The sequence below is a fragment of the Streptomyces sp. SID3212 genome, assembly GCF_009865405.1.
In the GTDB taxonomy this organism is placed as follows: domain Bacteria; phylum Actinomycetota; class Actinomycetes; order Streptomycetales; family Streptomycetaceae; genus Streptomyces.
In genome coordinates this window covers 1-11,818 of record NZ_WWJY01000867.1, presented here as the reverse complement: position 1 = coordinate 11,818, position 11,818 = coordinate 1, and the positions used below count along the sequence as shown (strand labels likewise).

At 69.7% G+C, this 11,818-nt stretch carries 13 protein-coding genes and 1 pseudogene; 6 read left to right on the top strand and 8 right to left on the bottom strand.

Features of this window, described 5'->3' with window-relative positions:
- From GT042_RS26310 to GT042_RS26295, 4 genes and pseudogenes are all read right to left on the bottom strand, one after another.
- Positions 1 to 475 (bottom strand): annotated as a pseudogene (locus GT042_RS26310) (hypothetical protein); the annotation flags it as partial.
- 117 nt (positions 476 to 592) lie between these two features.
- Positions 593 to 1,594, bottom strand: coding sequence for an ABC transporter substrate-binding protein (locus GT042_RS26305; protein WP_161311217.1), 1,002 nt, complete (start codon positions 1,592 to 1,594; stop codon positions 593 to 595).
- A gap of 37 nt (positions 1,595 to 1,631) precedes the next feature.
- Positions 1,632 to 2,366 carry an ABC transporter permease gene (locus tag GT042_RS26300; RefSeq protein WP_161311216.1) on the bottom strand — a complete coding sequence of 245 codons (735 nt, stop codon included), beginning with the start codon at positions 2,364 to 2,366 and terminating at the stop codon, positions 1,632 to 1,634.
- Between the two features lie 2 nt (positions 2,367 to 2,368).
- Complete coding sequence (locus GT042_RS26295; protein ID WP_161311215.1) at positions 2,369 to 3,175, bottom strand: ABC transporter permease; 807 nt, start codon at positions 3,173 to 3,175, stop codon at positions 2,369 to 2,371.
- 167 nt (positions 3,176 to 3,342) lie between these two features.
- Here GT042_RS26295 and GT042_RS26290 point away from each other — a divergent pair, with 167 nt between their 5' ends.
- From GT042_RS26290 to GT042_RS26265, 6 genes are all read left to right on the top strand, one after another.
- On the top strand, positions 3,343 to 4,509 hold the full coding sequence (locus tag GT042_RS26290; RefSeq protein ID WP_161311214.1) for a betaine/proline/choline family ABC transporter ATP-binding protein: 1,167 nt from the start codon (positions 3,343 to 3,345) through the stop codon (positions 4,507 to 4,509).
- A gap of 37 nt (positions 4,510 to 4,546) precedes the next feature.
- Positions 4,547 to 5,404, top strand: a complete 858-nt coding sequence (gene folP, locus GT042_RS26285) for a dihydropteroate synthase (RefSeq protein WP_161311213.1) — start codon at positions 4,547 to 4,549, stop codon at positions 5,402 to 5,404.
- The gene (locus tag GT042_RS26280) at positions 5,401 to 5,856 is read left to right on the top strand and encodes a nuclear transport factor 2 family protein (RefSeq protein ID WP_161311212.1); all 456 of its coding nucleotides are present in this window, start codon (positions 5,401 to 5,403) and stop codon (positions 5,854 to 5,856) included. Before folP ends, GT042_RS26280 begins: the two co-directional genes overlap by 4 nt.
- Before the next feature lie 145 nt (positions 5,857 to 6,001).
- On the top strand, positions 6,002 to 6,361 hold the full coding sequence (gene folB, locus GT042_RS26275; RefSeq protein ID WP_161311211.1) for a dihydroneopterin aldolase: 360 nt from the start codon (positions 6,002 to 6,004) through the stop codon (positions 6,359 to 6,361).
- Complete coding sequence (gene folK / locus GT042_RS26270) at positions 6,358 to 6,972, top strand: 2-amino-4-hydroxy-6-hydroxymethyldihydropteridine diphosphokinase (protein ID WP_161311210.1); 615 nt, start codon at positions 6,358 to 6,360, stop codon at positions 6,970 to 6,972. Before folB ends, folK begins: the two co-directional genes overlap by 4 nt.
- A gap of 61 nt (positions 6,973 to 7,033) precedes the next feature.
- The gene (locus GT042_RS26265) at positions 7,034 to 7,519 is read left to right on the top strand and encodes a DUF3180 domain-containing protein (RefSeq protein WP_161311209.1); all 486 of its coding nucleotides are present in this window, start codon (positions 7,034 to 7,036) and stop codon (positions 7,517 to 7,519) included.
- A 67-nt stretch (positions 7,520 to 7,586) separates the two neighbouring features.
- Here the strand turns inward: GT042_RS26265 and folE are convergent, their stop codons facing one another.
- The 4 genes from folE to tilS form a co-directional block, all read right to left on the bottom strand.
- Positions 7,587 to 8,192, bottom strand: a complete 606-nt coding sequence (gene folE / locus GT042_RS26260; protein ID WP_161311208.1) for a GTP cyclohydrolase I FolE — start codon at positions 8,190 to 8,192, stop codon at positions 7,587 to 7,589.
- 112 nt (positions 8,193 to 8,304) lie between these two features.
- Complete coding sequence (gene ftsH, locus GT042_RS26255) at positions 8,305 to 10,341, bottom strand: ATP-dependent zinc metalloprotease FtsH (RefSeq protein ID WP_161311207.1); 2,037 nt, start codon at positions 10,339 to 10,341, stop codon at positions 8,305 to 8,307.
- 183 nt (positions 10,342 to 10,524) lie between these two features.
- Complete coding sequence (gene hpt / locus GT042_RS26250; RefSeq protein WP_161311206.1) at positions 10,525 to 11,085, bottom strand: hypoxanthine phosphoribosyltransferase; 561 nt, start codon at positions 11,083 to 11,085, stop codon at positions 10,525 to 10,527.
- A gap of 38 nt (positions 11,086 to 11,123) precedes the next feature.
- On the bottom strand, positions 11,124 to 11,818 hold a 695-nt coding region (tilS, locus tag GT042_RS26245), incomplete at its 5' end, for a tRNA lysidine(34) synthetase TilS (protein ID WP_161311205.1).

Here is an 11,818-nt window from a genome sequence, read left to right as displayed (position 1 = left end):
GGAGCGCCTTGGGCTCCACGGCCGCCTCCAGGGCGAGCTGGCGCCGACCCTCCAGCGCGGTGGCGCGCTCGGTCTCCGCAGTGGCGTACCGCCGCAGCAGCGCCGCGTGTTCGCCCCGCAGGCCCGCCAACTCGACGCGCTTCGTGCGGAGTTTGGCGTCGAGCTTGACACGCAGTTCGCGCGATTCCTCGACGTCCGCCTCCAGCTCGGCTATCCGCTCCTCGGTCTTCCACTGGTCGCTCTCGCGCGCACGCGTCAGATCCGCGACGCGGCGGCCGGCGCTCTCGTCCCAACTGCGCATGAACACCGCGCCGGTGAGCGCCGCCACGGCCGTGGCGGCGACCAGACCGCGCAGCGCCGCCGGATCCGCGAGGAGCCAGGCCCCCGCCGCGCAGAGGACCGCGGCTCCGGCGACCGCCAACGGCGGAAGAAGCTTGTGGAGAGGTGGGGAATGGCGGTGGCGTCCACGTGGCATGGCCTGAAATTTACCGTGCGTGGAGACCGGATGGGGTGCGCGTCGGACAATCTTTCCCGGCCCGTTGCCGTTCCGCCGCCGATTCGGCTTTCCCGCCCCGCCATTCGCCGACCCGCGCTACTTCGTAAGAAGGCCCTTCGACTCCAGGTACTCCTTCGCCACGTCCTCCGGCTTCGCCCTCTCGGCGTCGACCTTCAGGTTCAACGCGGCGAGATCGCTGGTGGTCAGAGCGGCCGTCAGCTTGTTCAGGGCCGCCGCCACCTCGGGTGTTCCGGCGTCCTTGGCATTGACGACCGGAAGCAGGTTGTCCGCGTTCTGGAGCTTCTTGTCGTCCTCCAGCACCACCAGTCCGAAGCTGTCGAGCGTGCCGTCGGTGGTGGAACTCAGCACGACCTGGTCCACCCCGTCCTTGACGGCCTGCTTGGACTGCGGCGTACCGACACCCTTGGGGTCGATGCCCGCGACGTCGATGCCGTACGTCTTCTTGAGGCCCGGCGCGCAGAACGGGCGCACCTCGCACTCGTCACCCGCCGCGATCTTCACCTTGATCTTCGACTTGCCGAGATCGGAAAGCGTCTTGAGGTTGTTCTTCTCGGCGAATTCCTTGGTGACGGCGAAGGCATTCTGGTCGACGGCCTCACCGACCTCCAGCACCTTCAGTCCGCGCGGCTCGGCGAGCTTCTTCAGCTCGGCCACGGTCGCGGCGGCGTCGCTGGACGCGAGCGGGTTCGCCTCGGCCTTCTTCGCGCCGTTCACCTTGGCGTTGAGGAATTCCGTGATCGTCGCCGCGTATTCCGGTACGACGTCGATCTCGCCCTTCTCCAGGGACGGTTCGTACAGCTCACGGTTGTTCACCGTGGTGACCGACGTCGAGTACCCGGCGTCGCCGAGGATCTGGGCGTACAGCTGCGCCAGCACCTTGGACTCCGTGAAGGCCGCCGCGCCGATGACGAGCGAGCCCTTCTTGCCGGAGCCGGAGCCGGAGCCCGCGTCGGTGCCCGTGGAACTGCCCGGGTCGCTCTTGCCCTTCTCCAGGCTGTCGCCGCCGCACGCGGCCAGCGAGACGGTCAGCACCGAGGCTCCGAGGACCGCACCCGCGATGCGCGAGATCTTGCTCATGAGAATTCACCATCCAGGAAAGAACAGAAGTCGTGGTTCACGCGGTCGTGGGGGACCCGGCGGCATCAGTGGCACCGGACGTCTGTGAGGGGCGCGAGCGCGCGGTGGCGCTGCGCCTGCCGGGGTCGATCAGCCGGTCGAGCAGCAGCAGCGCGCCCTCGACCAGCAGGGCGAGCAGCGCCACGAGGAGCGCGCCCGCGACCACCTGCGGGGTGTTGTACGTGTTGAAGCCGGCCGTGATGATCCGCCCGAGCCCGCCCTGGCCCACCATCGCCGCGATGGTGGCCGTGGCCACCACCTGGACGGCGGCGGAGCGCAGCCCGGTCATGATCAGCGGGTACGCGAGGGGCAGTTCGACCCGTACGAAGACCTGGCGGCCCGACATGCCCATGCCCCGGGCCGCCTCCACCACCGCGCGGTCCACCTCGCGCATGCCGACGTACGCGTTGGTCAGCAGCGGCGGTACGGCGAAGAGCACCAGGGCGATGATCGTGGGCACATAGCCGGAGTTGCGCAGCGGCGAGACCATGAAGAGGGCGAGCACGGCGAACACGGGGACGGCCCGGCCCACGTTCGAGATGTTGATCGCGAGCGCGCCGCCCTTGCCGAGGTGGCCCAGGTACAGCGCGACGGGCAGGGCGACGAGGCAGGCCAGGACGAGGGCGACCCCGCTGACGTACACATGCTCCCCGAGCCGGTTCCAGACCCCGCTGGTGCCCGACCAGTTGGCGCCGGTCGTCAGCCAGGTCCAGGCGTCTCCCAGAACTCCCATGGTCAGCCCACCGCCTTCGCGGGATCGTCGGCCGCCGTGCGGTCGCTGTCCGTGGACGTGGACGTGGATGTGGATGTCGACGTGGACGTGGACTCCGTCTTTGTACGGCGCAGGAGGCGCGGCCCACGCGAGGCGCGCCCGGTGCCGGCCCGCGTCCAGGGCGTCAGCAGCCGCTGCACCCCGAGGAGCAGCAGGTCGGCGACGACCGCGAGCAGCACGCAGAGGACGGACGCGGCGAGCACCTGCGCCTTGAAGAAGCTGGTCAGCGCGTCCGTGATCAGATTCCCGAGGCCGCCCTTGCCGACGATCGAACCGACCGTCGTGAGCGCCACCGTCGAGACCGTCGCGATGCGCAGCCCGGCCATCAGGGCGGGCAGGGCGAGCGGCAGCTCGACCTCCCAGAGCAGCCGCCCGGGGCCGTAGCCGAGCCCGCGGGCCGCTTCCCTGGCCTCCTCGGGCACCGATTCCAGTCCCGCCATGATGTTCCGTACGAGGATCGTCGGGGAGTACAGCACCAGGCCGGTGATCACGAGTCCGGCGGAGAGCCCGAAGAACGGCAGCAGCAGCGAGAACATCGCCAGCGAGGGGATCGTGTACAGCAGGGTCGTCAGACCCAGCACGGGCCCGGCGAACGCCGGCCTGCTCCGCGCGAGCAGCGCCAGCGGAAAGGCCACGAGCAGCCCGATGGCGACCGACACGGCCGTGATCCAGATGTGCTGGACCGTCGCGTCGGTCAGCTCTTGGCTACGGGAGCGGAGATACTCCCCGCAGATCCAGTCGTTCGCCGCCAGGCATCCTTGTGCGCTCATCCGTCCCCGCCTCCCCCCTCTTCCCGTACCTATGTGTCCGGCGTGGTGTCCGAACGTATGTGTCGTCCGTGTGTCCGGCGAGACTATCCCCGACCACTGACATTCGCGGAAATCCGCCACATTCCAGCAACATGGCCTTCACATAAGACGCCGCACAATGGGGAATCATGATCCGATTCGAGAACGTCACCAAGCGGTACCCGGACGGCACCACCGCCGTCGACGACCTCTCCTTCGAGGTCTCCGAGGGCGAGCTGGTCACGCTCGTCGGACCGTCGGGCTGCGGCAAGACCACGACCATGAAGATGGTCAACCGGCTGATCGAGCCCTCCGAGGGGCGGATATTCCTCGACGGGGACGACATCTCCGCCATCGACCCGGTCCAGCTCAGGCGGCGTATCGGATATGTGATCCAGCAGGTCGGGCTGTTCCCGCACAAGACCGTGCTGGAGAACACCGCGACCGTCCCGCACCTCCTCGGCTGGAAGCGCGACAAGGGCCGGGCCCGCGCCGCCGAACTGCTCGACCTGGTGGGTCTCGACCCGTCCGTGTACGGCGACCGGTACCCGGAGCAGCTCTCCGGCGGCCAGCGCCAGCGCGTCGGCGTGGCCCGCGCACTCGCCGCCGATCCGCCGGTCCTGCTGATGGACGAGCCGTTCGGCGCGGTCGACCCGGTGGTGCGCGACCACCTCCAGAGCGAGTTCCTCCGGCTCCAGGCGGCGGTCCGCAAGACCGTGCTGTTCGTCACGCACGACATCGAGGAGGCCGTACGGCTCGGAGACCGTATCGCCGTCTACGGACAGGGCAGGATCGAGCAGTTCGACGCCCCGGCCGCCGTGCTCGGCACGCCCGCCACCCCGTACGTCGCGGACTTCGTCGGCGCGGACCGTGGTCTCAAGCGGCTCTCCGTGACCCCGATCGAGGAGGGCGACCTGGAACAGCCGCCCGTCCTGCACCTCGACGACCCGCTGAGGAGCGCCGCCGCGAAGCTGGAGAAGGAGGGCGCGCGCTGGGCGGTCGTCCTGGACAGCGACGACAACCTGCACGGCTGGATCTCCACCGAGCAGACGGGCGCGGAGGGGACCGTACGGCAACACGCGCGCCGCATGGAGGCGTGGCTGCCGGTCGGCGCCTCGCTCAAGCAGGCGTTCTCCACGATGCTCCAGCACGACGCGGGGTGGATCGCGGTGATCGACAAGGAGGGGACGGGCCGCTTCCTGGGCGTCCTGACCCCGGCCCGGCTCCACGAGGCACTGCGCCGCTCCATCGACGCGGACGCGCACGCGGTCCCCCGTACCGCCGTGGAACTGGAGACGATCAGCAAGATCGGGTGAAGCCCCTCGCCCACCGACAAGCCCTAGGGTGTCGGGTATGAGTACGTTGCGCGGGCGAGGCACGGTCGAGGGACTGCCGCAGTGGGACCGCTGTGCGGTCATGGGGGTCGTCAATGTGACGCCCGACTCCTTCTCCGACGGAGGCCGCTGGTTCGACACCACGGCCGCCGTCAAGCGCGGCCTCGACCTGGTCGCCGCGGGCGCGGACCTGGTCGACGTCGGCGGTGAGTCGACCCGCCCCGGGGCCACCCGGGTCGACGAGGACGAGGAGCTGCGGCGGGTCGTCCCCGTCGTGCGCGGACTCGCCTCGGAGGGCGTCACGGTCTCCGTGGACACCATGCGCGCCTCGGTCGCCGCGCGGGCGGTCGAGGCCGGGGCCGCCCTGGTCAACGACGTGAGCGGCGGCCTGGGCGACCCGGACATGGTGCCCGTCGTCGCCGCCGCCGGAGTGCCCTTCGTGGTGATGCACTGGCGCGGCTTCAGCCAGGAGATGAACCGCCTCGCGGTGTACGGGGACGTCGTCGCCGAGGTCGTCGCCGAGCTCCGCGCCCGGATGGACGCGGTGGTCACCGGCGGCATCGCCCCGGAACGGATCGTCATCGACCCCGGCCTCGGCTTCGCCAAGCGGGCCGAGCACGACCTCGCGCTGGTCGCGCACCAGGCCGAGCTGCGCGCCCTGGGCCGCCCGCTCCTCATCGCCGCGTCCCGCAAACGCTTCCTGGGGCACGTCCTGGCCACCGAGGGCGCCCCGCCGCCGGCCCGCGAGCGGGACGCGGCCACCGCCGCGATCTCCGCGATCGCCGCGCACCAGGGCGCCTGGGCGGTCCGGGTCCACGAGGTACGGGCCACGGCGGACGCGGTCCGCGTGGCGCGCGCCGTCGAGGACGCCGCATGACCGCCCGTACGGACGTCGAAGAGGTCGAGCAGGCGAACACCACCTTCTACGAGGCCATGGAGCGGGGTGATCTCGACGCGCTGACCGCGCTCTGGCTGGAGGACGAGGACGGCATCTCCTGCGTGCACCCCGGCTGGCCCGTGCTCTCCGGCCGCGCCGAGGTGCTGCGCTCGTACGCCCTGATCATGGCGAACACCGAGTACATCCAGTTCTTCCTCACCGACGTCGCCGTGTCCGTCGCCGCCGACACCGCCCTCGTGACCTGCACCGAGAACATCCTCAGCGGCGGCCCCGCCGAGGAGAGCGGCGAGCTGGGGCCGCTCGTCGGGCAGCTGGTCGTGGCGACCAACGTGTTCCGCCGCACGCCGGAGGGGTGGAAGGTGTGGTCGCACCATGGATCTCCCGTGCTGACGGAAACCGACGAGGAAGAAGAGGAGGAGCCGTCCGCCTGAATGGGTAGGGGCCTCTTGCGGGTGGGGTCCCCGGGACCCGTAGGAGGGCACTGTCGGTGCTCGAAGGTAGATTCGAATAAGGGCACCCCGGCACCCACCCGTGGCCGGTACGTCCCGACGACCGACAACAGCAGGAGTGATTCGCGTGGATCGTGTCGCGCTGCGCGGCCTCAAGGCCCGCGGGCACCATGGCGTCTTCCCCCGGGAGCGCGAGGAAGGACAGACCTTCGTCGTGGACGTGGTGCTCGGCCTGGACACGCGGGCCGCGGCGGCGGACGACGACCTCACCAAGACCGTGCACTACGGAGTCGTGGCCGAGGAGGTCGTGGAGATCGTCCAGGGGGACCCGGTCGATCTGATCGAGACACTCGCGGAGCGCATCGCCCAGCGGTGCCTCAAACACGACGGCGTCCAGGAGGTCGAGGTGGTGGTGCACAAACCCGACGCACCGATCACCGTGCCCTTCGACGATGTGACCATCACCATCATCCGGAGCCGACTATGACCGCCCCCTACGCGAACGGGCCGCAGAGCGACCCGACCGTCCAGCCGGTACCCGCCTCGGTCGTCGCCCAGGTCGATGCCGCCGATGTCACGCTGTCCAACCCCAAACGGGCGGTGGTCGCCCTCGGCTCGAACCTGGGAAACCGGCTGGAGACGCTCCAGGGGGCCATCGACGCCCTGGAGGACACTCCGGGCCTGCGCGTCAAGGCCGTGTCGCCGGTGTACGAGACCCAGCCGTGGGGCGTCGACGCCGACTCCCAGCCGACGTACCTGAACGCGGTGGTCGTGGTGAAGACGACCTTGCCCCCGTCGTCCCTGCTGGAGCGCGGCCAGGCCATCGAGGAGGCCTTCGACCGGGTACGGCTGGAGCGCTGGGGCCCCCGGACGATCGACGTGGACATCCTGGCGTACGCGGACGTCGTCCAGGACGATCCGCTGCTCACCCTGCCCCACCCCCGCGCCCATCAGCGCGCCTTCGTCCTCGCCCCGTGGCACGACGTCGAGCCGGAGGCGAAGGTGCCTGGCCTCGGGGCCGTCGCCGACCTGCTGGCCTATGTCGGGACGGACGGCATACAGGCCCGCGCCGACCTGGAACTCCGCCTGCCCGATTAGTCGTTAGGCTCAACGGATTCCGGTACGGCTGAGGACGGCAAGGCGAAGGGCGGCTCTCTCGGTGCAGCAGTTGCGGATCAAGGTGCTCGCCGGCCTGTTCGTGGTGGCCGGCGTGCTCTCCTGGGGCGCCGCCCGCCTCTGGGACTCCCTCGGCAGCCTGCCGGGCGTGCCGCTCGCGGCGCCCATCGTGCTCGCGGTGATCGCCGTGGTCCTCGCGGCGACCGCGCTGTCGCTGCGCTCGCGGCTGCGGGCCCAGCGCGAACGGCGCCCGGGAGCGAAGGGCGTCGACCCGCTGATGGCGGCCCGCGCCCTGGTCTTCGGCCAGGCCAGCGCGCTCGTCGTGGCCCTGGTCTCGGGCATGTACGGCGGGGTGGGCGTCTTCCTGCTGACCAAGCTGGACGTCCCCGCCCGCCGCGACCAGGCGATCTACTCGGGCTTCGCCGTCGTGGCCGGCATCGCGGTGATCCTCGCGGCCTTCTTCCTGGAGCGCGTCTGCAAGCTCCCGGAGGACCACGACGACGACCACCCGACCGCGACGCGCGCCTGACCCGTACGTGCTGGCCCGTACGTCTACGTCCTGACCCGTACGTCCTCGGCGATTCAGCGGGCCGTGATCACCGGGCCATGATCAGGCTCATGGCCTCCGCACGCGTCGCCGGCACCCGCATCTGTCCCCGGACCGCCGACGTGATCGTCTTCGCGCCCGGCTTCCGAACCCCGCGCATGGTCATGCACATGTGCTCGCACTCGATGACCACGATCACGCCCCGGGGATCCAGGATCTCCATCAGCGAGTCGGCGATCTGCGTGGTCAGCCGCTCCTGGACCTGCGGGCGGCGCGCGTAGACGTCCACCAGCCGGGCCAGCTTGGACAGTCCGGTGATCTTGCCGTCGGCGGACGGGATGTAGCCGACGTGGGCCACCCCGACGAACGGCACCAGGTGGTGCTCACAGGAACTCATGACCTCGATGTCCTTCACCAGGACCATCTCGTCGTGCCCCAGGTCGAACGTCGTCGTCAGGACGTCCTCGGGCGTCTGCCACAGGCCCGCGTATATCTCCTTGTACGCGCGTGCCACCCGTTCCGGGGTCGCCCGCAGACCGTCACGGTCCGGGTCCTCACCGATGGCGAACAGCAGCTCCCGCACCGCATTCTCCACCCGCTTCTCGTCGAACTCGCGGATCGGGCTCTCCCCGTCCAGAGTCACCGGGTCGGTCATGTATGTGCCTCGTTCCTGTGCCGTCCTGGGGCGGGCAAACGAATACCGCGCCCCCACAGGCTAAAACCTGGGGGACGCGGCATGCATTCCGGGCCTCGGCGACGGTCCGGGATCAGCTCTCCGGGCGGTCCTCGGGGATCGCTTCGGTCGGTGTCTCACCGGTCGTCGCGGAGGGCAGGCCACCGTTCGAACCGTTGGCGCCGATCGCGCCGTTGGTGAGCGCCAGCTCCTTGGGTGAGAGCACCGGCGGACGCGTCGAAGGCGTACGACGCGAGGAGCCGGTCCACGCCGGGCGGGCGGGGCGCCGAACGATGGTGGAGAAGATCTCGGCGATCTGCTCCTTGTTCAGCGTCTCCTTCTCCAGGAGCGCGAGGACCAGGTTGTCGAGAACGTCGCGGTTCTCGACCAGGATCTCCCAGGCCTCGTTGTGCGCGGTCTCGATGAGCTTCTTGACCTCTTCGTCGACCAGCGCCGCGACCTCTTCCGAGTAGTCGCGCTGGTGGCCCATCTCACGGCCGAGGAAGGGCTCGGTGTTGTCGCCGCCGAACTTGATGGCGCCGAGCCGCTCGGTCATGCCGTACTGGGTCACCATGGCCCTGGCGGTCGCCGAGGCCTTCTCGATGTCGTTGGCGGCGCCCGTGGTCGGGTCGTGGAAGACCAGTTCCTCGGCGGCGCGCCCGCCCATCATGTACGCGAGCTGGTCGAGCATCTCGTTGCGCGTGGTGGAGTACTTGTCCTCGTCGGGCAGGACCATGGTGTAACCCAGGGCCCGGCCGCGGGACAGGATGGTGATCTTGTGCACCGGGTCGGAGTTCGGAGACGCCGCGGCGACCAGGGCGTGTCCGCCCTCGTGGTACGCGGTGATCTTCTTTTCCTTCTCGGACATGATCCGGGTCCGCTTCTGCGGGCCCGCCACCACACGGTCGATCGCCTCGTCCAGCGCGTGGTTGTCCACGAGCTTCTTGTCGCCGCGTGCGGTGAGCAGCGCGGCTTCGTTCAGCACGTTCGCCAGGTCGGCGCCGGTGAAGCCGGGCGTACGACGGGCGACCGCGCCCAGGTCGACGTCCGGGGCGACCGGCTTGCCCTTCTGGTGGACCTTGAGGATCTCCAGACGGCCCAGCATGTCGGGGCGGTCGACGGCGATCTGCCGGTCGAAGCGGCCCGGGCGCAGCAGCGCCGGGTCGAGGATGTCGGGCCGGTTCGTGGCGGCGATAAGGATCACTCCACCCTTCACGTCGAAGCCGTCCATCTCCACGAGCAGCTGGTTCAGCGTCTGCTCGCGCTCGTCGTGGCCACCGCCGAGACCCGCGCCGCGGTGCCGGCCGACGGCGTCGATCTCGTCGACGAAGACGATCGCCGGCGCGTTCGCCTTGGCCTGCTCGAAGAGGTCACGCACGCGGGACGCGCCGACACCGACGAACATCTCGACGAAGTCGGAGCCGGAGATCGAGTAGAACGGGACCCCGGCCTCCCCCGCGACCGCGCGGGCGAGCAGCGTCTTGCCCGTACCGGGCGGGCCGTACAGCAGCACACCCTTCGGGATCTTGGCGCCGACGGCCTGGAACTTCGCCGGCTCCTGGAGGAACTCCTTGATCTCGTGGAGCTCCTCGACAGCCTCGTCGGACCCCGCCACGTCGGCGAACGTCGTCTTCGGGGTGTCCTTGGTGATGAGCTTGGCCTTGGACTTCCCGAACTGCATGACGCGGGAGCCGCCGCCCTGCATGGAATTCATCAGGAACAGGAAGACCACGACGATCAGCACGAAGGGCAGCAGCGAGAACAGCACCGAGAGGAACGGGCTCTGCTTCGACGGCGAGACCGTGTAGCCCTTCTTGATGTCGCCGCTGTCGAACTTCGCCTGAAGCGTCTTGGCCAGGGTCGAGCCCTGGCTGCCGATGTAGCTCGCCTGGATCTTGTTGCTGTCCTTGATCTTCACGCCGGACTTGAGCTCGGCCTTGATGATCTGATCGTCGCCGGTCGTCAGTTTGACCTGCTGGACCTGGTTCTTGTTGATCGCCTGGATCACCTGGCCGGTGTCCACTGTCTTATAGCCGCCCGACGAGCCGACGACCTGCATCAACACGACCACGGCGAGGACGGCCAGCACGATCCACATGACCGGCCCACGGAAGTATCGCTTCACGTCCATCCATACGGAGCGAGAACGCTCCGTCCCTCCTGCCCGTAGGTAAATGCCGCTGTGAGAAAAGACTGTTCTTCGGACGGTACCCCAGCATTGTCACCCGCGACCGCACGGGACGGCTGACAAACCGGCCTTCCCATGCTCCAACGGCGGGAGGGGGGCCGGGGTTCCCGTCCGGGGCCGAACGCTTCAGCCGCCGTACACGTGCGGTGCGAGTGTGCCGACAAAAGGCATGTTGCGGTACTTCTCGTTGTAATCCAGGCCGTATCCGACGACGAACTCATTCGGAATGTCGAAGCCGATCCACTTCACGTCGATCGCGACCTTTGCGGCATCCGGCTTACGGAGCAGGGTGACGACCTCCAGCGAGGCCGGCTCCCTGGAGCCCAGGTTGGACAGCAGCCACGACAGGGTCAGCCCCGAGTCGATGATGTCCTCGACGATCAGGACGTGCCTGCCCTTGATGTCGGTGTCCAGGTCCTTGAGGATCCTGACCACACCGGAGGACTGCGTGCCCGCCCCGTACGAGGAGACGGCCATCCAGTCCATCGTCACGGGGGTGGACAGAGCTCGCGCCAGATCCGCCATCACCATCACGGCGCCCTTGAGCACCCCGACGAGAAGCAGATCCTTGCCCGCGTACTCCGCGTCGATCTTCCCGGCCAGTTCGGCCAGCTTCCCGTCGATCTCTTCCTTGGTGATGAGTACCGATTGAAGATCGGTGCCCAAGTCCTTGTCGTCCACCCGCATCACTTTCGTCGTCGCCAGGTCGCCAGGAGACCAGCGCTTCAGCCCTGCCGGATGACCAGTCTGCCACCCTGCCTCGTGGCCTCCACGCGGCCGGGCAGGTTGATGGCTCCCTGGCCGCGCCAGCCCGTGATCAGGCGGTCGACCTCCTCGATGTGCCGGGCGAACAGCGAACCGGCCGGGGCGCCCGCGGCGATGACCGCCGTACGGAGCACCCGGCGGCGGACGGCGGGCGGCAGCCCGTACAGCTTCGCGCACTCCAGCTGGCCCGAGGCGTCCCGTACGGAACGCTCCGCGTCGGCCGCCCAGGCGTCGAGGGCGTCCGCGTCGTCGCGCGAGAGCCGTGCCGTACGGGCCAGGGCCTCGACCACGCCCTTGCCGAGCGCCTTCTCCAGGGCGGGCAGCCCCTCGTGGCGCAGCCGGGAGCGGGTGTAGGCGGGGTCGGTGTTGTGGGGGTCGTCCCAGACGGGGATCGACTGCACCAGACAGGCCTTGCGGGCGGTCTGGCGGTCGACCTGGAGGAACGGGCGGCGGTACCGGCCGGCCGCCCCCGAGACGGCCGCCATACCGGAGAGCGAGCGGGTGCCGGAGCCGCGGGCGAGGCCCAGCAGCACCGTCTCCGCCTGGTCGTCGCGGGTGTGGCCGAGCAGGACGGCGGCGGCGCCGTGGCGCTCGGCGGCGGCGTCCAGCGCCGCGTACCGCGCGTCGCGGGCGGCGGCCTCGGGGCCGCCGTCGC

Coding starts and splice junctions, on each gene's coding strand:
- GT042_RS26290 (WP_161311214.1), top strand. CDS start 3,343: ATGATCCGATTCGAGAACGTCACCAAGCGGTACCCGGACGGCACCACC.
- ftsH (WP_161311207.1), bottom strand. CDS start 10,341: ATGGACGTGAAGCGATACTTCCGTGGGCCGGTCATGTGGATCGTGCTG.
- folK (WP_161311210.1), top strand. CDS start 6,358: ATGACCGCCCCCTACGCGAACGGGCCGCAGAGCGACCCGACCGTCCAG.
- GT042_RS26300 (WP_161311216.1), bottom strand. CDS start 2,366: ATGGGAGTTCTGGGAGACGCCTGGACCTGGCTGACGACCGGCGCCAAC.
- GT042_RS26280 (WP_161311212.1), top strand. CDS start 5,401: ATGACCGCCCGTACGGACGTCGAAGAGGTCGAGCAGGCGAACACCACC.
- GT042_RS26305 (WP_161311217.1), bottom strand. CDS start 1,594: ATGAGCAAGATCTCGCGCATCGCGGGTGCGGTCCTCGGAGCCTCGGTG.
- folE (WP_161311208.1), bottom strand. CDS start 8,192: ATGACCGACCCGGTGACTCTGGACGGGGAGAGCCCGATCCGCGAGTTC.
- hpt (WP_161311206.1), bottom strand. CDS start 11,085: ATGCGGGTGGACGACAAGGACTTGGGCACCGATCTTCAATCGGTACTC.
- GT042_RS26295 (WP_161311215.1), bottom strand. CDS start 3,175: ATGAGCGCACAAGGATGCCTGGCGGCGAACGACTGGATCTGCGGGGAG.
- folP (WP_161311213.1), top strand. CDS start 4,547: ATGAGTACGTTGCGCGGGCGAGGCACGGTCGAGGGACTGCCGCAGTGG.